We start from the raw sequence: 23,144 nt of genomic DNA, 5'->3' as shown, positions 1-23,144 counted from the left end.
TTTAGCCTTTGGTAATGTGCTAGCTCTAACCTTAAATAAGTCATAAACAAAAAAAACCACGCCGAAGCGTGGTCTTAGGTTCTAAAGCAAAAATATTTAAGGCACTCCGTGACCTTTAGAAGCAATCCAGACTCTATACCATTGCTCATTAGTCATCGTAATCTCAAGAGATTTAACCGCGGACTCAACACGTTCTATTTTACCAGAGCCAATAATCGCCAGTGGGTTAGAAGGCAATTTGCGAACCCAAGCATAAATAACCTGATCGATGCTGCTTGCATCTAACTCCTCTTTAAGGATTCCCAACTCATTTCTAACACGCACAGCTTGTTCACCAGTACCACTAAAGATACTACCTCCGCCTAGGCAAGACCAAGCCATTGGGCGAGTGCGAAGTGTTTGCATTAGATCTAAAGTACCATCGTCCGTAACATCGAAATTCAACGGATTGATCTCAACCTGATTGGTCACTAGTGGTGCATCTAACCGAGACTGAAGTAACTCAAAACCACGAGGAGTAAAGTTAGATACTCCAAAATGCGAGACCTTCCCCGACGCCCTAAGAGTGGCGAATGCATCAGCGACTTCATCCGCATCCATCAATGCGTCAGCGCGATGCAACAGCAACACATCGATGTTGTCCACTTGCAGATTACGTAAAGAGTTCTCAACAGAAGCAACAATATGCTGCTTTGACGAGTTGTAGTGATTAACCTTACGCTCTGGTGCTTTATCGCCGCACAACATAATATTGCACTTAGTAACGATCTCAATCTGCTGACGAACACTCTTATCTAGCGCTAACGCCTCACCAAACAAACGCTCACACTCATAGTTACCATAGATATCAGCATGATCAACCGTGGTTACACCTAGGTCGACATGTTGCTTCAAAAAATCAAGGCGTTGCTGAGGGGTCATACCCCAATCACCAACACGCCAATAACCTTGAACAAGTTCGGATAGGTTTGGCCCTTGAGGGGCTATAGATACTTTCTGTACCATGAAAAACTCCAAGAGGTAGTGAAGTCCGAAGACCTTTGCTATCCATCCTATTCGCAGACCTAGCTAGGCTCAATTACCGTGCTTTCAATTGGCATGTTTAAATCACGATAGTGTGAACTATGCTCCACATTATCGTCATCACCAATGGTCACAAGGCGACACCCTCAAGCGATCCTATTGAGGATCTTATCATTCATCCGTTGAAAAGGTCTCCGATAAAAACCTCGGAGACGACGGGCGGGTAGTATTGTGTTGTCATTCGATATATTGGCATTCATCCCATTTCAACCAACATACACTCCCATAAGTAACAAGGCGTCATCCTCGAGCGCTCTTATCGAGGATCTTATCGTTCATCAATTGAAAAGGTCTCCGATAAAAACCTCGGAGACGACGGTTGGGTAGTAACGTGTTGTCATTCGATATATTGGTATTCATCCCATTTCAACCAACATACCCTCCCATAAGTAACAAGGCGTCATCCTCGAGCGCTCTTATCGAGAATCTCATCCTTCATCCGTTGAAAAGGTCTCCGATAAAAACCTCGGAGACAACTGTTGGGTAGTAACGTGTTGTCATTCGATATATTGACATTAACCCCATTTCAACCAACATACGCTCCCATGAGTAACAAAGCGTCATCCTCGAGTGCTCTTATCGAGAATCTTATCGTTCATCAATTGAAAAGGTCTCCGATAAAAAACCTCGGAGACGACGGGCAGGTAATAACGTGTTGTTATTCGATATATTGACATTAATCCTATTTCTACCAACATACGCTCCCATGAGTAACAAAGCGTCATCCTCGAGTGCTCTTATCGAGGATCTCATCGCTCATCCGTTGAAAAAGTCTCCGATAAAAAACCTCGGAGACGACGGGCGGGTAATAATGTGTTGTTATTCGATATATTGGCATTCATCCCATTTCAACCAACATACACTCCCACGAGTAATAAGGCGTCATCCTCGAGTGCTCCTATCGAGGATCTCATCGCTCATCCGTTGAAAGGGGCTCTGATAAAAACATCGGAGACGACGGTTAGGTGGGGTCGTTTTGTTATTGGATAGGTCCGTGTGACTGCTTTTGAATCAGGTGTACTTTACTGCTGATAAGTAATTTGTATTGAGTCTCTATCACTGTGCCATTGTACAAAACGCTCCTGGTCAGCACTTTGCCAGAAGAGGACTCTTGATTGCGTCGCTGGATAGCGGTTGATTAACTGCAATACTTCTCTGTCTACCTCGGTTTCTGATTTGTTGATCAACTCCAATTTAACATCGAGTGTCACACCATCAATGACGACCTTTGTCAGTTGAAAGCCATCTTGTCGAAGCCCTAATTGCAGATTATTAAAATAGACAAGACTAAACTCACCATTCAACTCTAAAATAGGATCCATTGCATGATCAAAGGTCACCACTGCAACCATTGGGGTATGATGAATCTTCACCTGATCTGTACAAAACAATGGTTTATCGTCTTCTGCACAATCAAACCATTCACCCGACTGCTGAAAATCCGTTGTCTTCCAAGATGAGTACTGCGCTGAGATAAATGGGTAGTACCAAATGGGACTGGTCGCTGCTACAGACGACCACGAAAATAATGAAAAACCAGCAAGAAGGAACAAGCGAAACAGGCACATAGATGTGAGCTTAGTAGCATAAATGGAGTGATACTATAACAAAAAGTGACGCCGCAAATAATCCCTCAAACACCCTCAACCTTTGCGCAGTTGATGATCTCGCTTACAGATTCTAGACACTTTAATTGAGGTCAATCCTAGCCTTCGTCATTCTAAGCGCCATCAGATAATCAGGGACCGAGTATTAGTAACGATGAAAAAAAGCCTAGCTTGTTGTGCTGTATTAACAGCCATCACTCTCTCAAGCAGCGTTGTGCATGCAGACCCAAGTGTTTCTATTGCCACCACAACCACCGCTAGAGACTATCCATTAAATGCAAATGAACCTCTAGTTGTCACTCTAAACAAAGACAGTTACGTTTTTAAGGTCAGCGGAATTGAAGGGGAGTGCGCAGCCCCAGAAGAACAACGTATTCGCTTTAATACTCCTCTTAGTTTGAACTGTAATACCGAAACAGAACTACCAATTAAGATACGTTTCTCTGGCGACTATGCCATCACCTATGATGAGCAAAAACAAACACTGTCCATTAAGCGCCAACCTAAAAAATCCACCAAGAAAGAATTCGTTCGCCCACTTCCTAAGGTTGGCTGTGAGACTTATACCGACATGCCGGCCATGATTAACGTCTCGGGCACTTTTGCTGATGGAACTGAGCTCAAAGAGACCTTTAGTGGACAAACCGCGATAGTTAAAAATGGCACTATCACTTTCAATCCCACACGAGAGACTGGCGCTGTCATGCTCATCGAAAAGGTTGCCACCAAACCTAAAGCCGATAGTGCGCTGGATTGGCGCAACGCCAATATCTATTTCGTGATGGTCGATAGGTTTAATAATGGAGAACAAAGCAACGATCGCAGCTACGGTCGCCTTAAAGATGGCAAACAAGAAATCGGTACCTTCCATGGTGGTGATCTCAAGGGCGTGATAGAAAAGTTGGATTACATTCAATCGCTAGGAACAGACGCGATCTGGCTGTCGCCAATTGTTGAACAAGTACATGGTTTTGTCGGTGGTGGCGATAAAGGTTCATTCCCATTTTATGCCTATCACGGCTACTGGGCACGAGACTTTACCAAGATTGACCAAAACTTCGGTAATGATGAAGACCTAAAGAAATTGGTCACCGAAGCACATAAGCGTGGGATTAAGGTTATGCTCGATGCAGTCATTAACCACCCTGGATACGCTACGCTTGCAGATATTCAGCATGATAATTTACAAGTGCTCACCCCTGATGCCCAAGGCAAAGATCTAACACAATGGAAACCTGCATCAGGTAAAAACTGGCACTCTTCCCATGATCTCGTCGACTACAAAAGTGAAAACTGGTCGCAATGGTGGGGAGCAGATTGGGTACGCTCTGGCTTACCCGGTTATGATAGCCCAGGAAGCAGCGATAAAACGCTCACCCTAGCCGGACTACCAGACTTTAAAACGGAGTCAGATAAAGCCGTAACTCCGCCACAATGGCTGTTGGATAACCCGGGTACACGAGTGGTTAAAAAAGACGACTATCGTGTAGCCGACTATTTGGTCGAGTGGCAAACCGATTGGGTTAAGCGTTTTGGCATTGATGCGTTTCGCGTAGATACAGTAAAACACGTTGAGGGTGATGTGTGGCTAGACCTTAAGGCGAAGGCCAGTGAAAATCTAGCTCAATGGCAAAAAGAAAATAGCAGACCTCAAGAGCCCTTTTGGATGATGGGTGAGGTATGGGCACACTCTGCTTACCGCTCTCCATATGCAGATGAAGGCTTTGATGCATTGATTAACTTCGATATGCAAAAGCAACTAGACCGCGGAGCGGTTTGTTTCTCTGATATGCGCAAGACTTACGCCAATTACAGCGCAGAAATCCAAGACAATTCTGGCTATACCCCAGTAAGTTACATGTCTTCACATGATACTGAATTGTTCTTTGCTCGATTTAAGTCTTTAGAGATGCAACGCAACGCGGCCAATGCCTTGTTACTCTCTCCAGGCGCTATTCAGATCTACTACGGTGATGAAGTAGCCCGCGACATCGGTCCATATGCGGATGACTTCCATCAAGGTACTCGCTCGGATATGGTTTGGAAGCTCGATGCAGAGCGACAAGCACTTCTTACACATTGGCAAACACTAGGCCAATTCCGTCAGCGTCACCCTGCTATTGGCGGCGGAGTGCATAAAGACATCAAGCAAGAGCGTGGTTATGGGTTTTCTAGAACCTTAGATGATGATGCGGTGATTATCTATTACTCTGGAAAGTAGAACCTGATCGTCTCATAAAACTAAGCCCTGAACTCGGTGTGCCGAGACAGGGCTTTTGTTTTCTTACCAGAACCGTTTAGAAGCCGCTCTCTTCTGCATCTTGCTTCTTGATAGCTTTATGCCCATCTTCTGAGACGCCTTGCTTCCAGTAACTACTGATATAAATATCCTGTTTATCAACAGCTTTGTCATTTCTAAAATACTGTCGCAGTTCTCGCATTGAATCGAAGTCACTGGCGACCCAAACAAATGGGGTTCCATCAAGCCATGTCTGAGCTTGCGCATGTTCGTACAATGAATCCCCTGCATGGATCCATACCGCTTGCATATTCGAAGGAAGCTCAATGGATTGGATATCATCAGTTTTTAAAACCTGAATTACAGCATAGCCCTTAGCATCAGAAGGAAGCGTACGCGCCTTTGCTGATAATGCAGGAAGACCTGTCATATCCGCTACCATGAAAAACCAGTCCGCTTCTAAGTTAATATCAGCAATAGGCCCTGGCCCCATGATACTGATCTCATCGCCGATCTTGGCAGAATCGGCCCAACGAGCAGCAAAACCACACTGTAAATCATGGGTAATATGGCGAACAAAATCGACCTCAATGATACTTTCATCCGCAAAAAACCGACGTATGGTATACGTTCGCATAACAGGTCTTTGCCCTTCCACCATAGCTTCAATCGTATTGCCTTCAGAATCGAATAAGAACTTTATATAGCTCCCCTCGCAGTCCTCAGGAAACACTGACAACGCCTCACCTTTCAATCGAATCCTTTGCATATTTGGGGAAATCTGTTCAGAACTGACTACAGTGACGCGCTTTGGTGTTGGTTTTTTTCGGCTCATATTCACTACTCTGTTAACTACCTGATTCTTTTAGATTAGAGCTTGTTTTACAAAGAGGCGAGAAAGAATAGGTATCTTAATTAATCATTAGACACACCCTCTCACTTTTACCTGCATCAAGCTCTCACCGGAGTATCCAAGTGATAATGATTTGTATTATTGATAAAGGAAGGGGTTATCCATATGACAACATCTTTTAACCATTTAAGTTAAACCATTGAAATTATGTGAATTAATTTTCTGGCATGGCGTTTGCTATATCTAAGACATCATTGAATGAATCATTTTGACAAGAGAACAGCATGTATCAGATGTTTTTGGAAAACCGAACCGAAGAGGCTTTCATCGAAGAGTTACATTGCAATGCAAGTACATGCGATGCAGTAGCTCAAAGACAATGTAGACAATCATTTCTTAAACGCCTGCTTAACCGTCTCAATGATGCATGGTCGTGCTGCTCGACTGCGTCATAAACATCGAACATTTTTAAAATTAATCATATAAAACACAGGTGAACACTATGAGTCATTTAAGAATCCCCCAAGGCTGGACTATTCAACGCTCTACTCCTTTCTTTACTAAAGACAACGTCCCTCAAGCATTGTTAACTCATCACAATACGGCAGCAGAAGTATTTGGGCAGCTTTGTGTTATGGAAGGTAGCGTGACCTATTTTGGCTTTGCCAACGAAGCAGCCACAGAGCCGGAGCTAAAGGTCACCATTAATGCGGGACAGTTTGCTACCAGTCCACCACAGTATTGGCACCGAATTGAAATGTCGGATGACGCTCAATTCAATATCAACTTTTGGTCTAATGCGGACAAACGTAATCAGCCTATGTTCCACGCCAAAAAGTCATGAACTGAAAAAGGTGAGCAATGATTTCGTCAGTAAATCATTGCTTTACTTTAATTGGCTAGCAAACTTGGCCAGTTGGCCTCGGCTTTAGTTACGTTGTTAGGGATGTCTTTCTGCCACTTTGCTTGTATAGATTTGTTGTAATTTAGATAGAGCTTGCCTTCATAAATATACCAAGCATTCGGATCTATTTTGGCGGTGTAGCCTTGGCTTACAGCCCACGCACAATAACCACCGTATTGAGGTGCGTATTTCTCAGGATTTTCAATAAAGGCAGCGCGATTTTCATCTGAAGAAAAATACCATGTAGCATCGTTCCATTGGTGTTTAAATTGCTTGCTTCCTTCTACCGGTTTGCCCTCAGTAAAGTAAGCAACAGAGTCATATCCCCCAATAGCCTTACCAAAGAAATCACTATACACCGGCTCAATAGCTAATGCAGGGCGAGTCAGCATAAGCGCTACGACAAGCACGCCCATTAAACGAATCATGCTCTTTACCATCACAATCACTCCTTTTGAATCTTCATTGACCTTAATATAGAAATGATGAATCAGCAGAAAATTTCAATCTATCCCTTAAAAGATAATTCCAACTAAAGATCTGCTAGACAAAAAAATACCCAGCCAAGGCTGGGTATTAGAGAAATACGTTGAATAGCGAATTTTAGATCGCCCAACCTCCGGCATAGAAGACAACCAGAACGATTGTGATTAACACAATACCTAGGTTTAACTTCTTCCATTCTCCAGCAAACACGCGACCAACAACCAAACAAAGGAAGCCAAGCATGATGCCCGTTACGATGTTGCCAGTCAGTACGATAAACACGGCACAAACAAGGCCGGCTAACGCATCAACTGAGTCATCAAAGTCTAGCTTGCGAACATTACCTAGCATCAGAAGACCTACGTACATTAGGGCTGGAGCTGTTGCATAAGCAGGTACTAGATAGCTAATTGGCGCTAAGAAAAGTAGGAACAAAAAAAGCACACCTACTACGACAGCGGTTAGACCTGTTTTACCACCAGCTGCTGTGCCAGCAGCCGATTCGATGTAAACCGCAGCAGGAGCACCACCGACAGCACCAGAGACAATACTTGAAACTGAATCTGAGGTTAGTGCTTTACCACCATCAATGATATTGCCATCTTTATCTAAAAGATTAGCTTGTCCTGCTACAGCGCGAATAGTACCTGTTGCGTCAAAGATAGCGGTCATCACCAACGCTAAAACACTAGGCAATACGATAGGATTCAGCGCACCCATGATATCCATGGTGCCAAACAAAGAGTTTTCGCCACCAATGTTTGGCAGAGCAAAGAATCCTTGGTATTGAACTGCAGGGTCAAAGATTAACCCAAATACAGAGATAGCGATGATCACCAGCAAAATGCCACCTGGAACCTGACGTTTCTCTAGACCAAAAATAGCCGCCAGACCTAGCATCGACATAATTACAGGGAAAGAAGTGAATTCACCTAAAGTCACAGGCAAGCCCTCAAAAGGGTTTTTGATGACTAGGCCTACGCCACTTGCTGCAATTAGAAGTAAAAATAAGCCAATACCAATACCAGTACCATGCGCAATACCGGCTGGCAGGTTAGTTAGGATCCACTGGCGTACACCGGTTACCGTGATAGCCGTGAAGATAACACCCATGAGGAAGACTGCGCCTAGCGCAACAGGGATAGAAATGCCCTGCCCCAATACCAAGCTAAAAGCAGTAAAAGCGGTAAGTGAAATAGCACAGCCGATAGCCATTGGCAGATTAGCCCAAAGGCCCATCAATAAGGAACCAAATGCAGCAACGAGACAGGTTGCTATAAACACTGAGTTCTGATCAAAGCCTGCAGCTCCTAGCATGCTAGGCACAACAATAACTGAGTACACCATCGCCAAGAAGGTTGTTAAACCTGCTACAACTTCACGACGAACATTACTGCCTCGTTGTGAAATCAAGAAGAAAGTATCTAACCAACTGCCTTTTACAGAAGCACCATTTGCTTGGGGTGCGCTATTCTCGGACATGCTATTTCCTTTGTATTGCCAGAAAAACGACAAATTAGCAGCGTTTTTCATCAAATATGTGAGTAAAGATTTCAGATGCGAAAAATACAGGTAAACGATTGCGTGTGCAATAGCTACAACTGAAGGTTTCATGTTTGAAACACACAAACGAGCCCTTAACTCTCTTATCTCTATAGTTCCAACTATAAGATCAGGGGCATAGGCAGGAAGCATAGAAAAGGGCGTTTGATGACAGTAAATTAAAAACAGCGATGCTAGACATTACAGCCGTATTTACGAAAATCACAACTCGTATTTAAAATATGAATAAGAGAATAGTCGTTTTAAATCAGAGCAATAGAAACTAGGCCGGCAATTTTCAGCCGGCCAATGGAAAGAAAATATTAAGGGTTTAGAGGTATAAAACTACTCACTGCCATTTCGCTTTCATCAGGAATATCTAAACTCTCCCCTCGTTTTTCAAGTTTCTTTATGTAATTGATTAACGAGTCAGTATAAAGAAGTCCAGTGTCCTCACGACGACTTTCATCTTCGTATACTGGGACAAACGAATCATATCGGTCACCACCTTGCGCAATAAAGTCATTAGTCACAACTACATACCCACCACCGAGGTCGATATCGTGCCATTCATCAAGTGTTCCATCGTCATTTTTACGACGCGCTTCAACATTGCTTATACGCTCACCCTTTACTGCGTTCATATCTACATCGAACCTAAGGTTTGCCGCAGCTGGAAATGCACCGCTTGAATCATTGACTACCACGTTATCAATAGCATCTTCTATTGTGTCTACAATTTCTTGACCTGTCATATCAAGGTTCACAAGCAAGTTAGTGAAAGGTAGAACATTGAAAGCGTGCCCTACTGAAACGTCTCCTTTAGGAATAGTGGTACGAACACCGCCACTATTTTGGATAGCTATATCAGCACGGATGGACATATCTACAAACGCTTCAGAAACCACATTTGCCATGATACTGCCATGCTGATTCATAAATTCACGCTCATCACTGCCCTCGGCACACAGTGCACCTGATGAATGATTTGATCCAGGAGTGCGCTCATTACATAAAAGCCCATTACTTTTACCAATGATCTCCTTCATTTTTTCATCGACTTGATCGGCATAAAATGCGAGCTTCTCCGCTGTTACCCCATCCTCTTTAACTGAACTCAGTTCTGGCTTTTCGGCAATATATTGAGCAATCTTCTCCAACTCCTCCGGAGTATGCGTCGCGTCAGGATTTTCCTCATCACTAGGCGCAATGAATTCATCGCCTAGTAGTAAATGTGGGGTACCTGCACACTGAGTGACGTTACCTTGTGCATCAAAGCTAACATTGAGCTCACCAAGAATCAGTGCGTTTTCCCATGCCTGAACGATACATACATCGTTACCGTCCGCATTGTGAACTACCGTAGGATACTCACCTTCAGCGATACCAAAACCAATTTCAGTGTGTAATTCATTGTTTGCAAGCAGTGAATGACTATCGCCTCCAACAATGACATCAACACCCGATAACTGTTTAGCCATCGCAATGTCATTGCTATACATATAATGAGTGACTAAAACAATCTTATTAACGCTCTTCTCTTTTAGGATATCGATATAGCGTTGCGACGTTTCCACTTCATCGAAGAACTCGGTATCAGGTGAAGGTGAGGAAGATGCTTGAGTTTTGCTCGATATATCGATGCCAATAACACCGACTTTCTGACCCGCTACATCAAATATTTTATACGGGTCATAGAGACCGTAAATAGGATTAGTAGAAGGCACTTCAATATTGGCAGCCAAAACCTCAGTGCCACACGCATCTTCACCATTTTTCAAAGTATCTATAAAGTGAGCTAACTGCTCGTTACCGTCATCAAATTCATGATTTCCTAAAGCGAAAGCATCAAAACATATTTGATTCATCATTAGTGCATCGGGTAGCTCTTCACGAAACAAGCTATAAAACATAGTCCCTGTAATTGCATCACCGGCATGCAAACGAAGAGTATTACTATTTTGCAGTTCATTGAACTTAGTAACTAAGCGAGGAAACCCACCAACCTCTACTTGAGTGTCAACGCCACCAAGGTTCAGAGCAAGTGGCCCTGTAGCATCCAGCTTTGAATGATGGTCATTAATATGTAGTATGCGAAGATTCAGAGCTTCTCTATCTTGGCTATCATTGTCAGAGCTTGAGGAGTTGCAACCAGCTAACCCCATAACGATTGCCACTGCTAATAGTTTCTTGTTCATTTTATTTCCATATATTTATATTTATATTTATAGCCAGAAGTGGCTAGAACAAAAAGCATGCTAATACTGGAAAATTAAATAAATGCGACAATTTTGTTTAAGTTTAAATATTTAAAAACCCTAAAAATAAAAATAGCTTGTAACATTTATCTATTGTGAATGTTTTATTCATAAAACATTTCAATTTGATTTTAATCCGTAATAAATCGTGATTAACATCACGTATTAATTTAAATTAAGCAAGTGATCATTCATTTTATTTCAAAGAAATTACAGATAAAATAAACATGACCGCCATATATAAAATAAAAAATTGAACTTAATTAATTCACCTTTAAAATTCGACCTATAATATAAAGCCAATCAAGGACTAAAATGAATAAGTTAAAAGTCGCATGGTCACTACCTTATTTTTTATTAGCAGGGAATGCAAATGCGAATATTATCATCTCGGAAGTTGTTGAAGGTACTGGTTTCCATAAAGCTATCGAGATAGCGAATACTGGAAATGAAGCAGTCTCTTTAAATGGGTATGCTCTACAAAATTTAATGAACTGTAAAGGCGATTGGGGAAATGAACATTCCCTAGACGGTATTGTATTATCACCTTTATCTACATACGTTATTGGGCACTCTGGACAAAGCAATAATCCAAACGACCCGGATTTCTTATCTAGACTTGATGCACAAGACAACAGTCTAGCCAATTTTAACGGCGATGATGCTATTAGATTGGTACAAAACGGTTCGGTTATGGACACTATCGGATTTGAGAACAATAGTGGTTCTAATTGCCAAGATTTTAATAAAGATATCACGTTAGTACGTTGTAGCTATCAAGCTAGTCCTACTTGGGATGAAACTCAGTGGTTCACTTTGCCAACGAATGACTGGTCAGGTTTAGGCGACATAGCAGAAACCTGTGAAGCACCAGAACCTCCTGAGCCACCTAATGGTATCCCAGCGACCGTTATGGAACTTCAAGGCGAAGGAATGTGGTCGCCTTATACTGATCCTGAAAACCATAAATATGAATCAGATGAAACCTTTGAAGTCATCGGCATCATCACACATGCTCAAACCTCTAAACTAGGTAACGATCTGCTGACTGGTTTCTTTATGCAAGATAAGACTGGTGATCATGATCCAAGAACTTCTGATGGTATTTTCGTCAATGCGAACACCAACAATTTGAATGTTGGGGACGAAGTCATAGTCACAGCCAAAGTACATGAACACTACGGCTGGACTCAGCTTGGTTCAACCACAGTCCCAGCCTATGTGGAAACGACTGGTAACACAGCAACCATTAATCCTACTACCATTGTTGCCCTAGACAGCGATGAGAACTTTGAGCATACCTTAGAGCGTTATGAAGGTATGTTGGTTCGCGTAAACAACGAAACAGACATGCACGTAGCTCGTACCTTTGGATTCGATTACGACTCCTATCGCAACAATATGGTATTGAGCCATCAGACTGTAAACTATCATCCAAACCAGTTTAATGTCCCACTTACTGACGCAGCAAAAGCCCAAGATGCAAGTAACGCAGAACGCCGTTTGTATGTTGAGTCCCCTGTTGCAGCAAGCAATGGTGTAGTGCCTTGGTATCCAAACTTTGCTCAAGACAACGGTACTGGAACGACTGACGATTACATTCGAGTTGGTGCTACATTTGGTGATGAAGGTCTGACTGGTGTACTAGGTTATTCGTACTCTGAATACCGTCTATATGTAAACAACGAGGCAAATAGCGATACATTTGCCGACAATGAACGCCCAATCACACCAAACTTACAAGAAGGTGAATTGGTCGTTTCAAGCTTCAACGTAGAGAACTTCTTCACTTCGCCATTTGGTGGTCGTGATAATCCTCTTGAGCAAAACCGCGGCGCAACTAACCTCGAAGACTATGGTGTTCAGCTAAACAAGATTGTTTCTTCTTTAATCGCTATTGATGCTGATATTTACGGTCTAATCGAGATTGAAAATAACGGTTTTGATGAAGCTTCTGCAATTTATGCACTTGTCGAGGAATTGAATAGCCGTTTAGACAAGAAAGAGCAATACGAAATTGCTATGCCTAAAAAGTTAGAGGGTGAAGGCTACGTTGGTACAGATGCTATTACCAACAAGATCATCTATCGCTCAAAGGCTGCTCAGTTGCGTGACATTCATATTATTGAAATGCCTCAACAGCATGTTCAGTTAGAAGATGGTAACTTCAAACGCGCGTACCAACGTGATGCATTTACCGCTTCGTTTAAGGTGAATCATGCTAAAGAAGACCTAGTAATTTCAACGAATCACTTTAAATCTAAGGGTTCAACGTGCTGGGAAGATGAACAAACCGACGATCAAAAGAATGATGTTAACCTGCAAGGTAGCTGTGAGCACTTCCGCGTTTCAGCTGCTTATCAGTTAGCTAAAGAGCTTGAAAAAATTGACGGTTACAAAGTCTTAATGGGAGACCTGAACAGCTACGGTTTGGAAGACCCAATGCTTGTACTGACGAACCGCGCTCATGCTCCAGCAGACTATAAAACCTACGCTGCACGCAACACTTATATTGGTGGTGATGAAACCGACGGCACTCCACTGCACGGTAACGAAGGTGCATTGATTGAGCATTCGTTCGGCTACCTAGATATTGTGGAAGAGATGAAGCCACATACTTACAGCTATTCTTACAACGATACTGTTGGTACTCTCGATTACATCCTAGTGGATGCCGATCTTAAAGGTTACGTAGTAGATGCTCAGGTTTGGCCTATTAACGCGGTAGAATCCACTTTGTTTGAGTACTCAACTCAATACAGCGGTGACTTGCCTAAGTATGGCGACCCGTACCGTTCTTCAGACCACGATCCTGCGATTGTTGTTTTCCAGTTCAAGAAAAATGGTGATGAGGAGGACGATGTAGAAAACGGAGACAATGACTCTCAAGACGGTCAAAAATCTAGTGGTGGCGCCTTCGATTTCTTGTTGTTGATGCTTATATTAACTGGCTTCTTTGTTAAAGGTCGACCTAAGCTCAATTAATCATTAAGCAACTAAAACAAAGCCGGCATGATGCCGGCTTTGCTCATTCTTATGACTTGGTTCTAGTCGTCCCCAAAATAGGTACTAAACATGCTATCACCTGCATACCAAGGCATTTGATTAATCTTATTTACCGAATCCGAAAACATCTGCATATCACCTTGATACTTATCTTGCATCGCACTATCCATAGTAATCAATTGAACAAGGTAGGGAACATTGTTCGGTTTCATAATCACTGCATCTTGGTTGCTACCTGCATGCTCATAACCAAAAGTATGAGTCAACTCATGCAACACTAGAGGAGCGCTCGCCTTTAAACTACTGTTTGCTATTCCCGCTAGCTTAAAGTAAGCAGACAATCTACCTACATCACCTCTAGCATCCCCACCTTGAAAATCACCAACAGCATATAGGTTATAAGAATTCCCTTCTCGCGATAACGCGGCTTTAACTGCACTCTTAAATTCATCGTATGTGTTAGGAACAGTGGTTATTTCATTAGGGTATGCAGATGAAACAGAAAAAGTATTCGCATTGAGGTACTGAATATTGTCATCAAACATTTTGATAAATTTTGCCGAGTTAATTACGAAAGCTACTCGACCTAAGATTTTTTGAAGATTTGGTTTCGCATCATTAGTTACACTTGCTGGTGAAAGCCAATCAAACGTGTCCATGCCACCCTGCACCCCACTTGCGTTAACAAAGTGAAACTTAGTCTGATATAAGATCTCATCGTTTGTATGTTTCGCTACAGCCATTGCATCATCAGGATTATGTTCAATTACATAGTCAATATCAGCTTCATCAAGACCCAATTGGCGTAGGCTCTCTTTCTCAGCATTTTCAGTTAACTTATTTGAAAACGTTTTGATATCATCGCCCTCACGATGAAGTTCAGTGTCAATTCTGTCGCCTGTTTCTGCGATAACTTCCTTTGCGTGATGTGCACCTGCTTCTATTTTCTCTTTTGCTGAATCACTATCACAACCATTCAAAATCAAAGCCGAAACAACCGCCAAAACTAAACCTTTAACCTTCAAATTCATTGTTAATCCTCTACATTTAAAAAGTATCAAAGGCGCATTTTGATACGGCTTACTGCGCTCTGTTGAATATCTGATAATCAGTATGTACGAAGATTCTTAAACCTGAAAACTAAACTATGATTGCAATAATAAACAGTCTATCGACTCATTTTTAGTATATTGCGGAACACTAAAACCAATCCAGAAAAGACAGTGATCTTAAAACAGACCTCGGATGCTTTGTGGATTGAAGAAAACACTGGGCTTTGCGTAACTGTCGGTCCTTGTGATTGAAGATGTAAGATTTCGGGGATGAAATAGAAGCCAAATAATAGCCCTGTTCCTACCATTAAACTCATACTGATAAGTGCTATCCAGTCGGAGTCTCTCTTCCAATAGTTAAACACTTCATAAACTAAAGATAATATGCAAACTGCGACCAAGGGGTAAGACAAACGCACAAAGACTTCGGTCATCATTAAGCCTTCTTGGAAGCGGTTAAGTATTGATTCTCCTAACCACGACGAAGAATTAAAGATCACCGGTGCCACCACTGCGCCAGCAAACAGTGAGAAGGCGATAACACTAGTTAAAGCGATAACGTAAACAATTGAAATAGTTCTAGTTATTAACTTCATAATAGGTAAGTGCTCTTTAAAGAAAAAAGTTCAGCGTAACGACTGAGCTTTTTAGGTATTAGTAATTAGAATTCAAACTCATCGGCTATATCAACCCCTTTAGTAGCGAGATAAGCAAACAACGACTCAACCGTGTTGTTGATAATGCGCTCTGCTGGGTAATTGACGTCAGTGATCAAAGCTTTGGCTTTATCAAAACGTCCTAGATCCCAAGCATTGTGGGCATCTGAGCCAACACTCAACGGAGCATCGTATTTCTTAGCAAGTTCTGCAATTTTATGACAATTTGCATAGCTGGCTTTTCGAGCAAATAAGAATGAGCTGTTGTTGATCTCCAACGCAACATTCTCTCTTGCCGCTGTCTTAACGATCTCTTCAATATGAATAGGGAAATTCACGTTACCAGGGTGCGTGACTACATGAACCTTGCCGCTCTTTATCGCATTGCTCATTGCTTCTGTATTTGAGTCGATATCTCTTGGAGCAAACACTGGCGTATGAAACCCTGTGAGAATAATATCTAGCCTAGAACGGATAGACTCATCGATATCAATGTTACCCTGCAGATCTTTGATATTACTTTCTATACCACGAAGGATCCCTACTCCATCAGCCACGCGAGGAAAGGTCAAACTATTCACAAAGTGCCATTTATGGGGCGCGTCTTCCATATCAGGACCATGGTCAGTATTAGCAAACAATCGAATGCCACGCTTGGGAGCCTCTCGAACATAATCATGTATGGTGCTGAAAGCATGATCACTCGCTAACGTATGCGTGTGTAGGTCCACCTCTAGCTTATAGGTCATTGCTGTTTTCCTTTACTAAATTATCACTACCTCGATAATGAACTATTTATGTTTCAAAGAAAAATCAATACGTTACTTTTGTTACGATTATCTAAGCTAAGGTGCCGAAACCAAGCCGATCAACAATCGGTGATCATAACTACGCCACGGGCAAGCACAGAAGCATCACCTTTTTAAACAGGTGAATAGAAAGCATGTTGATAAAGAGTTGGGAATAAGTGTTTAAGCAAAGAGGGGGTTTTGGAGTGAAGTCTAAAAAAGGCACCTCCATGTGCTGCAGATCTAATGGTGTTTCTGCATCAATATCCAATACTGAAAAAATGAGCACATACTAGGACTATTATTTATAATGCCCCGAATTCTACTCCGAGTTGCAACTGATGCTGTTGCTTCATAATTGTTGTTTTTAGTGTGCTAATGCTTGCTTGTCTCTTAGTGGCAAACAAACAAGGCGAGTAGGCTACAAACTTTCATAACACCAACAAATAAAAGCTCCTAGCAACTACTACGCCCGTTTGACTTGGAAGTGGCTTGATCTAGGGTCTTGATTTTCGCAAAAGCGATGAAGCAATATGTGTAGTAGTTAACACATAGAAAACCATCTCGTTTGAGTGCGAACAATTTTACTTATAAGTGAATCATAAATATATAAAGTGAACTTATGAACATACATTAATGGTATTTATGTTTAAGCCATCTACTGATGTATAAATAAAAAATTACTCCTGGTTCTTGCAAAGCCCCAGAGCTACAGATATATCTTTATTAATAATGGTATAGGAAGTTGTATCAATATTGGCTGAAACAGTAGGAAACGCCGAGAAAAGCAATAAGCCAATAATAGCAAGAGTGTTGATAAGGTAACGATTTCGAGTGCTTCTATTCATGGATAAACCTTAGAATAATTAGAAGCAAATCCATTTGCTTTATTTACTAGTAAGTAGGTCAACACCTAGCCAAGTGTTGTTGCTAGTATTTAATTAGAATTGGTAAGCAACACCTAGAGTGACAATGTTGTCATTCTCACCTACGTTAGAGTATTGGCTGACTAAGTCACTTGTATTTAGGTAGGTGTAACTAACGTACGGTCTCCAGTTGTCCATTTCTGCAGATAGCACAACTTCATGCTCATTTGTGTGGTAGTCACCATTAGTAGCGTAATACTGGTTACCAATATGTACTACACCATTTTTTGAACCATCACTATTCTCATGCGTGTAAGTATAGTCTAGGCTGATAATACCAAAAGACAGTGATGAACCTGCAATGAACTGGTTGCTATTAACACCGTTGTCATTTATGTCCAACTCAGAGCGCTTGTAAGCATATCCACCAAATACATTAAAGTTGTCGCTAACGTTATAAGTAACTACCGCTTCTGCTAGTGCGTCAGCACCGGTATCCCACTTGCCAAGCTCACCATAAAGGTTCAACTCTACTTGATCTGATAGGTGGAAATCGTAGCCGTAACCGGCTGCTAGCCAACCTTGGTCATCAAAAGCAATATTTACATAGCCATCTTCAGATGTTTGAATCGTTGCGCCTGCTTCTGTTGCGTAGTCGCCGTTGTCAGCTGCGTTAGATGCAACATTTTGTTCTAGGTAAACTTCAACTGGCGCAGCGATAGCGGTAGTAGAAAGAAGTGCTGCAATTGAAGCGGATAGAACGGATAGTTTTTTCATTGGAATCTCCAGTGTTTGATACAAAGAGCGATGAGCTCAGAACATGGAGGGGATTATGAGATAAAGGTAACATTAGATATATAAAGTCATTATGAGTTAAAACATAAACTAGGGTTATATGTTTCAACCAAATGATGATTGGTTAGCGAATGGCGATAGGATAAGTAAAGAATAGTAAGTGAATGAAATTAAACATGAAGTGCACCAGTACAGCAGCCCAAAGACGACCTGTAAGGTAAAAAGTCAGCCCATAACAAACGCCAGCGATAGTAGCAAAAGCAATCAGCAACCAACCCCCAGCAAGATGAGCAATCCCGAATAAAATACTTGTAATAATCAGACCCGTTTTCCAGCCCAATTGTTTAGCTATCTCTTGCTGTGCAAACCCACGGAAAATGGCTTCTTCTGTCACACAAGTTAAGAGTAAATTGTTTAACAAGAACAGCCACCACCAGCTTGGTAGTGACAGCTCAACTCCTAACCCACCCAAAGCAACAGCAATAGGCAGTAAACTAGCTAACACGAGTAAAGGTTTTGCTAGCAACTTCCACTCAACCGGCTTCGGCTTACCCAATAGCGTTGGAAATGCCAATAATAGAGCAAAGAAAATAAGAGGTTTATCGAGGTTAAGATACATAGTAAATGGATGACTACTGGGGCCTGATTGCACTTTATCCAACACCAGTAAATTAGAAAAGCCAGGGAACCAATGTAGCGCCATACACAATGACCAAACAACGGTCACCGCTAGGGCAAGGAAATGCTTATAGCCTTTCATTCTTGATACTTGAGAAGCAATAGCAAAACCAAAAACGGTAAAAACTAGCCCCAAAATTGAAAGCCGCCCCTCGAACAACGCCCCCACTAAAGCAATCGCTAGAACAACGAAAGCGGTGTGCTTTTTGTCAATCAAAGCAAGTGCTATAGCGATTACTAGGGGTAACCAAATCCAGATAGAGCAGTCAAAGGCCATGATAAGATCTACAAAGCGCTATTTTTGATGTTGTTTGAAAATAGCCTTTATTTGTTCTCTTTTCTGCTTATGATTTTCATCATGAAGATAGCGTCTATGGTAGATCATTCTGTAATGGAGTCGATTAAGGGGGATCGGGTAAGGAAATATTCTAAGCCCAAGCATAGGCGCCACTCGTTCCGCCAAGCTGCGATTTGCTGAAGCAAGATAGTCGCTATCCGAGGCCAACATGAGCATTCCAGAAATTGAAGAAGTTTCCACCTTAACGGAGCGTGGCGCAACCGGTTTATCAGACAGGAAATCAATCGTACTCATCTCACTTCGACGAATCTTAAGCGCAATGTGTTGTTCTTTATAATAATCTTCAAACGTCAGAGTCTCCCCTATTCTGGGATGATCTACACGAGCTAAACAAACGGGTTCTTCGGTAAAGACTTCTTCCACTACAAATGAGTGACGTTTGCTATGTAAAACGTCAATAATTAGGTCTACCTTTTGACTGGTTAGGTCGTCGAAGACTTCCTCTTCATCTAGAGGTGCATCAGAGAACTCCATTCCTGGAATATCTTTTAGAAGGTGCAGGACTGTTTCACTGCAATGCACTTTTAGCGCATCATCTTGAGCCTCAATGGTTTCTAAAACCGACAGTGGCGACTCTATCTTATTAGCCAAACCTACGGCAGCGCCGGTTGGAGCGATACCCCGTCCTTCTCGAACGAACAACGCCTTGCCAACGACAGCTTCCAAACGCTTTAGGGCCGCACTTACCGCAGGTTGAGTAAGTTCTAGTTGTTCAGACGCTTGAGTTATAGACCGGCAACGATAAACCGTGAGAAACGTAGTAAGAAGATTAAGATCCATCGATTCAACAAGACAAAGAATTATAATTAAATCATAGATATATATAAGCAGTATCTCAAGAAGAAGCGTCTTGTTAACTCACATTTATTCACAGTGTCATCTATACTCAAAGCCAACGCGCCCTTAAATTTAATATGCTTAAATGCGACTATGAAAAACAAGGGTTTATCGTTAAAAAACAATGCAATTTTTCAATGGTTTCGATTAAGCTTAGGGGCATCTTTGGCCCTTGGTAATCATTACGTTTTATAGGGTTTAAAACTGCTTAAAAATATAGATGAGATTTAGTTTCAACTCATTGATATTATTACCCTTAATAGGCTTAATTTAAGATTAATTTATCTGTTCTAGGCAACTAGATGCGTAGGAGAAATACAAACGTTGAACGCTCAACAACACAATGAACAACCTGTAATCCGTTTAACAGGCGTAAGCAAAAGTTTTGATGACAAAGAAATCATCGGCAATCTAAACCTAGATGTAAACCATGGTGAATTCCTTACCATTCTTGGCCCATCAGGTTGCGGAAAAACAACTGTTTTACGTATGATTGCGGGATTTGAAACCGTGGACAAAGGTAACATCCTTCTTGCTGAGCAAGATGTTACTGATATTCCTGCAGAGCAAAGGCACGTAAATACGGTTTTTCAAAGCTACGCACTATTCCCGCACATGACGGTATTTGAGAACGTGGCGTTTGGTTTACGCATGCAAAAAGTTGCCGAGGCTGATATCGAACCTCGTGTAATGGAAGCCCTGCAAATGGTCCGCTTGGGCGCAATGAGTCAGCGCAAACCAAGCCAATTATCAGGCGGTCAACAGCAGCGTGTTGCCATAGCACGCGCAGTAGTGAACAAGCCTAAAGTTCTGTTGTTGGATGAGTCTCTCTCTGCCTTGGATTATAAGCTAAGAAAACAGATGCAAATGGAACTTAAACAACTTCAGCGTCAGCTTGGTATTACCTTCATCTTTGTTACACACGACCAAGAAGAAGCGCTCTCTATGTCAGACCGTATTATCGTTATGCGAGATGGCGTTGTAGAGCAAGATGGCACACCACGTGAAATCTACGAAGAACCAAAGAACCTATTTGTTGCTCGCTTTATTGGTGAAATTAATGTCTTCGATGCTATCGCGAAAGAGCGTTTGGACGAGAAGCGTATTCGCGCAACCATAGAAGGTGTAGATTCTATCGTCTACTTTGAAAAGCCCATCGTCGAGAATGAAAAACTGCGAGTGCTACTTCGCCCAGAAGATCTGCGACTCGAAGAGATTCGTGAATCAGAACAAAAGGGTATCGTTGGCCATGTCATTGAACGCACCTATAAAGGGATGACTTTAGATTCTGTGATTGAATTAGAGTCTGGCCTCAAGGTGATGATCAGCGAATTCTTCAATGAAGACGATCCCGATGTAGACCACTCCTTAGGGCAGAAAGTGGCTATTACATGGGTGGAAAGCTGGGAGGTCGTTCTTCATGATGAGCAAGAGGTTTAATCTTCAGAACGCGATCATTGCTCTGATTGTTGGTTGGTTAACACTGTTTGTTCTTGTACCTAATGTCATGATCATTGGGACCAGTTTTTTAACTCGTGATGAAGCCAACTTAATCGATCTTACATTTACCTTAGACAACTACGCTCGTCTAATGGATCCCTTGTACGCTAAGGTTTTATGGCACTCGTTTTACATGGCGATTATCGCGACTGTCATGTGCTTGATCATTGGCTATCCATTTGCCTATATCGTCGCCAAGATGCCACCTAAGTGGCGTCCATTCATGTTGTTTTTGGTTATCGTACCGTTTTGGACCAACTCTTTAATCCGTACTTATGGATTAAAAATCGTTCTAGGCACCCAAGGTATTTTAAATAAGTCTCTGATGGCTATCGACATCATAGATAAGCCGATGCGTATCATGTACACGGAAACCGCAGTCATGATTGGCCTCGTTTACATACTACTTCCCTTTATGATATTGCCTCTCTATTCAGCTATAGAGAAGTTAGATGATACTTACATTGAGGCCGCTAAGGACTTGGGAGCGAACAAACTACAAACTTTCACCCGTGTTGTATTGCCACTGACCATGCCAGGCATCATAGGTGGCTGTTTATTAGTTCTGCTACCTGCACTGGGGATGTTCTATGTATCAGATCTACTGGGCGGCGCTAAAAATCTACTGATTGGTAATGTGATTAAGAGTCAGGTACTCAATGCTCGGGATTGGCCGTTTGGTGCGGCGACCAGTATCGCCCTAACTCTTGCGATGGCCATCATGCTTTATGCGTATTATCGAGCAGGCAAGTTATTAAATAGAAAAGTGGAGCTGGATTGATGGGTCGCACACTCAGATTTAGTTTTATGACGCTAGTGTATGCGTTCTTATATCTGCCAATTATTGTGCTGATCGCAAACTCCTTTAATGCCAGTAAATTTGGTATGAAGTGGGGCGGCTTCACGACCAAGTGGTATGAAAGCTTATTTAACAACGATAGCTTGATGCAAGCGGCATGGCACTCATTAAACATCGCGGTATTTTCGGCAACAGCAGCCACTATTATTGGTAGCCTTACCGCAGTTGCGCTATTTCGCTACCAGTTCAAAGGCAAACGTGCGGTCAACGGCATGTTATTTGTAGTCATGATGTCTCCGGATATTGTCATGGCTATATCTTTACTTGCGCTGTTTTTGGTCATTGGGGCACAACTAGGCTTCTTTACCTTATTGATCGCTCATATTACGTTTTGCCTCCCCTTCGTGGTCGTGACGGTATACAGCCGCCTAAATGGCTTTGATGTGAAAATGCTAGAAGCTGCCAAGGATCTTGGTGCTGGGGAATGGGTGATACTAAAGCAAATCATCCTGCCGCTCGCTATGCCTGCAGTTGCGGCAGGCTGGTTACTTAGTTTTACTCTGTCACTCGATGACGTAATTATTAGCTCATTTGTGACCGGCCCAGCCTACGAGATATTACCGCTTAAGATTTACTCTATGGTAAAAGTAGGCATCTCTCCTGAGGTGAATGCGCTGGCAACCATGATGCTAATTGTCTCTCTAATACTGGTAATAATTTCTCAGCTTCTCGCACGGGGAAAAATGAAATAGTCTAATATTATCTGGTATTTAAAACCCTGCGGGTCATCTATGACCAGCAGATAAGTTTACATTGCTCATATCGACTTGGTCGTAA

The 23,144-nt window shown here is 42.1% G+C and carries 19 protein-coding genes; 6 read left to right on the top strand and 13 right to left on the bottom strand.

Annotation, left to right across the window (positions count from 1 at the left end):
* Positions 1–96: 96 nt before the first annotated feature.
* Entirely contained in the window at positions 97–1,005 is a 909-nt protein-coding gene (locus tag OCU48_RS13555; protein ID WP_141346425.1) for an aldo/keto reductase, read from the bottom strand.
* A 1,100-nt stretch (positions 1,006–2,105) separates the two neighbouring features.
* Positions 2,106–2,651, bottom strand: coding sequence for a hypothetical protein (locus OCU48_RS13550; protein WP_141346426.1), 546 nt, complete (start codon positions 2,649–2,651; stop codon positions 2,106–2,108).
* Between the two features lie 193 nt (positions 2,652–2,844).
* Between OCU48_RS13550 and OCU48_RS13545 the strand changes: the two genes are divergently transcribed.
* Positions 2,845–4,911 (top strand): alpha-amylase, encoded by a 2,067-nt coding sequence (locus tag OCU48_RS13545; protein ID WP_141346427.1) that lies wholly within the window; start codon positions 2,845–2,847, stop codon positions 4,909–4,911.
* Between the two features lie 76 nt (positions 4,912–4,987).
* On the opposite strand, the gene OCU48_RS13540 is transcribed toward OCU48_RS13545, so the two are convergent.
* The gene (locus OCU48_RS13540; protein ID WP_141346428.1) at positions 4,988–5,764 is read right to left on the bottom strand and encodes a siderophore-interacting protein; all 777 of its coding nucleotides are present in this window, start codon (positions 5,762–5,764) and stop codon (positions 4,988–4,990) included.
* 520 nt (positions 5,765–6,284) lie between these two features.
* Between OCU48_RS13540 and OCU48_RS13535 the strand changes: the two genes are divergently transcribed.
* Entirely contained in the window at positions 6,285–6,626 is a 342-nt protein-coding gene (locus OCU48_RS13535) for a TehB family protein (protein WP_141346429.1), read from the top strand.
* Between the two features lie 47 nt (positions 6,627–6,673).
* On the opposite strand, the gene OCU48_RS13530 is transcribed toward OCU48_RS13535, so the two are convergent.
* The 3 genes from OCU48_RS13530 to OCU48_RS13520 form a co-directional block, all read right to left on the bottom strand.
* On the bottom strand, positions 6,674–7,126 hold the full coding sequence (locus OCU48_RS13530) for a YHS domain-containing (seleno)protein (protein WP_208727199.1): 453 nt from the start codon (positions 7,124–7,126) through the stop codon (positions 6,674–6,676).
* A gap of 163 nt (positions 7,127–7,289) precedes the next feature.
* Positions 7,290–8,654 carry an NCS2 family permease gene (locus OCU48_RS13525; protein ID WP_141346431.1) on the bottom strand — a complete coding sequence of 455 codons (1,365 nt, stop codon included), beginning with the start codon at positions 8,652–8,654 and terminating at the stop codon, positions 7,290–7,292.
* 383 nt (positions 8,655–9,037) lie between these two features.
* Positions 9,038–10,912, bottom strand: a complete 1,875-nt coding sequence (locus tag OCU48_RS13520) for a bifunctional metallophosphatase/5'-nucleotidase (RefSeq protein WP_141346432.1) — start codon at positions 10,910–10,912, stop codon at positions 9,038–9,040.
* 375 nt (positions 10,913–11,287) lie between these two features.
* On the opposite strand from OCU48_RS13520, the gene OCU48_RS13515 reads away from it, so the two are divergent.
* Positions 11,288–13,957: an ExeM/NucH family extracellular endonuclease gene (locus OCU48_RS13515; protein ID WP_141346433.1), complete on the top strand. Its 2,670-nt coding sequence runs from the start codon at positions 11,288–11,290 to the stop codon at positions 13,955–13,957.
* 62 nt (positions 13,958–14,019) lie between these two features.
* Here the strand turns inward: OCU48_RS13515 and OCU48_RS13510 are convergent, their stop codons facing one another.
* The 7 genes from OCU48_RS13510 to OCU48_RS13480 all read right to left on the bottom strand — a co-directional run bounded on the left by OCU48_RS13510 (position 14,020) and on the right by OCU48_RS13480 (position 19,951).
* Positions 14,020–15,009: a hypothetical protein gene (locus OCU48_RS13510; RefSeq protein WP_141346434.1), complete on the bottom strand. Its 990-nt coding sequence runs from the start codon at positions 15,007–15,009 to the stop codon at positions 14,020–14,022.
* 137 nt (positions 15,010–15,146) lie between these two features.
* On the bottom strand, positions 15,147–15,626 hold the full coding sequence (locus tag OCU48_RS13505; RefSeq protein ID WP_141346435.1) for a DUF4149 domain-containing protein: 480 nt from the start codon (positions 15,624–15,626) through the stop codon (positions 15,147–15,149).
* 65 nt (positions 15,627–15,691) lie between these two features.
* Positions 15,692–16,435 (bottom strand): phosphatase, encoded by a 744-nt coding sequence (locus OCU48_RS13500; RefSeq protein WP_141346436.1) that lies wholly within the window; start codon positions 16,433–16,435, stop codon positions 15,692–15,694.
* A gap of 719 nt (positions 16,436–17,154) precedes the next feature.
* Entirely contained in the window at positions 17,155–17,322 is a 168-nt protein-coding gene (locus OCU48_RS13495; protein WP_167496212.1) for a hypothetical protein, read from the bottom strand.
* Between the two features lie 93 nt (positions 17,323–17,415).
* Complete coding sequence (locus OCU48_RS13490) at positions 17,416–18,117, bottom strand: hypothetical protein (protein ID WP_141346437.1); 702 nt, start codon at positions 18,115–18,117, stop codon at positions 17,416–17,418.
* A 142-nt stretch (positions 18,118–18,259) separates the two neighbouring features.
* Positions 18,260–19,090 (bottom strand): CPBP family intramembrane glutamic endopeptidase, encoded by an 831-nt coding sequence (locus OCU48_RS13485; protein ID WP_141346438.1) that lies wholly within the window; start codon positions 19,088–19,090, stop codon positions 18,260–18,262.
* An 18-nt stretch (positions 19,091–19,108) separates the two neighbouring features.
* Positions 19,109–19,951 (bottom strand): LysR family transcriptional regulator, encoded by an 843-nt coding sequence (locus OCU48_RS13480; protein ID WP_141346439.1) that lies wholly within the window; start codon positions 19,949–19,951, stop codon positions 19,109–19,111.
* A 381-nt stretch (positions 19,952–20,332) separates the two neighbouring features.
* Here OCU48_RS13480 and potA point away from each other — a divergent pair, with 381 nt between their 5' ends.
* The 3 genes from potA to potC are packed head-to-tail and all read left to right on the top strand — an operon-like array spanning position 20,333 to position 23,059.
* Entirely contained in the window at positions 20,333–21,448 is a 1,116-nt protein-coding gene (gene potA, locus OCU48_RS13475; protein WP_141346440.1) for a spermidine/putrescine ABC transporter ATP-binding protein PotA, read from the top strand.
* Positions 21,432–22,289: a spermidine/putrescine ABC transporter permease PotB gene (gene potB, locus OCU48_RS13470; protein WP_208727201.1), complete on the top strand. Its 858-nt coding sequence runs from the start codon at positions 21,432–21,434 to the stop codon at positions 22,287–22,289. The genes potA and potB overlap by 17 nt, the downstream gene beginning before the upstream one ends.
* Positions 22,289–23,059, top strand: coding sequence for a spermidine/putrescine ABC transporter permease PotC (gene potC, locus OCU48_RS13465; protein WP_141346442.1), 771 nt, complete (start codon positions 22,289–22,291; stop codon positions 23,057–23,059). Before potB ends, potC begins: the two co-directional genes overlap by 1 nt.
* Positions 23,060–23,144 lie beyond the last annotated feature (85 nt).

Origin of the sequence: Vibrio inusitatus, assembly GCA_024346935.1 — a bacterium.
GTDB lineage: Bacteria > Pseudomonadota > Gammaproteobacteria > Enterobacterales > Vibrionaceae > Vibrio > Vibrio inusitatus.
The sequence above is the reverse complement of the archived record's forward strand: the minus strand, read 5'-3'. Positions and strand labels throughout refer to the sequence as shown.

Coding starts and splice junctions, on each gene's coding strand:
- OCU48_RS13555 (WP_141346425.1), bottom strand. CDS start 1,005: ATGGTACAGAAAGTATCTATAGCCCCTCAAGGGCCAAACCTATCCGAA.
- OCU48_RS13550 (WP_141346426.1), bottom strand. CDS start 2,651: ATGTGCCTGTTTCGCTTGTTCCTTCTTGCTGGTTTTTCATTATTTTCG.
- OCU48_RS13545 (WP_141346427.1), top strand. CDS start 2,845: ATGAAAAAAAGCCTAGCTTGTTGTGCTGTATTAACAGCCATCACTCTC.
- OCU48_RS13540 (WP_141346428.1), bottom strand. CDS start 5,764: ATGAGCCGAAAAAAACCAACACCAAAGCGCGTCACTGTAGTCAGTTCT.
- OCU48_RS13535 (WP_141346429.1), top strand. CDS start 6,285: ATGAGTCATTTAAGAATCCCCCAAGGCTGGACTATTCAACGCTCTACT.
- OCU48_RS13530 (WP_208727199.1), bottom strand. CDS start 7,126: ATGGTAAAGAGCATGATTCGTTTAATGGGCGTGCTTGTCGTAGCGCTT.
- OCU48_RS13525 (WP_141346431.1), bottom strand. CDS start 8,654: ATGTCCGAGAATAGCGCACCCCAAGCAAATGGTGCTTCTGTAAAAGGC.
- OCU48_RS13520 (WP_141346432.1), bottom strand. CDS start 10,912: ATGAACAAGAAACTATTAGCAGTGGCAATCGTTATGGGGTTAGCTGGT.
- OCU48_RS13515 (WP_141346433.1), top strand. CDS start 11,288: ATGAATAAGTTAAAAGTCGCATGGTCACTACCTTATTTTTTATTAGCA.
- OCU48_RS13510 (WP_141346434.1), bottom strand. CDS start 15,009: ATGAATTTGAAGGTTAAAGGTTTAGTTTTGGCGGTTGTTTCGGCTTTG.
- OCU48_RS13505 (WP_141346435.1), bottom strand. CDS start 15,626: ATGAAGTTAATAACTAGAACTATTTCAATTGTTTACGTTATCGCTTTA.
- OCU48_RS13500 (WP_141346436.1), bottom strand. CDS start 16,435: ATGACCTATAAGCTAGAGGTGGACCTACACACGCATACGTTAGCGAGT.
- OCU48_RS13495 (WP_167496212.1), bottom strand. CDS start 17,322: ATGAATAGAAGCACTCGAAATCGTTACCTTATCAACACTCTTGCTATT.
- OCU48_RS13490 (WP_141346437.1), bottom strand. CDS start 18,117: ATGAAAAAACTATCCGTTCTATCCGCTTCAATTGCAGCACTTCTTTCT.
- OCU48_RS13485 (WP_141346438.1), bottom strand. CDS start 19,090: ATGGCCTTTGACTGCTCTATCTGGATTTGGTTACCCCTAGTAATCGCT.
- OCU48_RS13480 (WP_141346439.1), bottom strand. CDS start 19,951: ATGGATCTTAATCTTCTTACTACGTTTCTCACGGTTTATCGTTGCCGG.
- potB (WP_208727201.1), top strand. CDS start 21,432: ATGAGCAAGAGGTTTAATCTTCAGAACGCGATCATTGCTCTGATTGTT.
- potC (WP_141346442.1), top strand. CDS start 22,289: ATGGGTCGCACACTCAGATTTAGTTTTATGACGCTAGTGTATGCGTTC.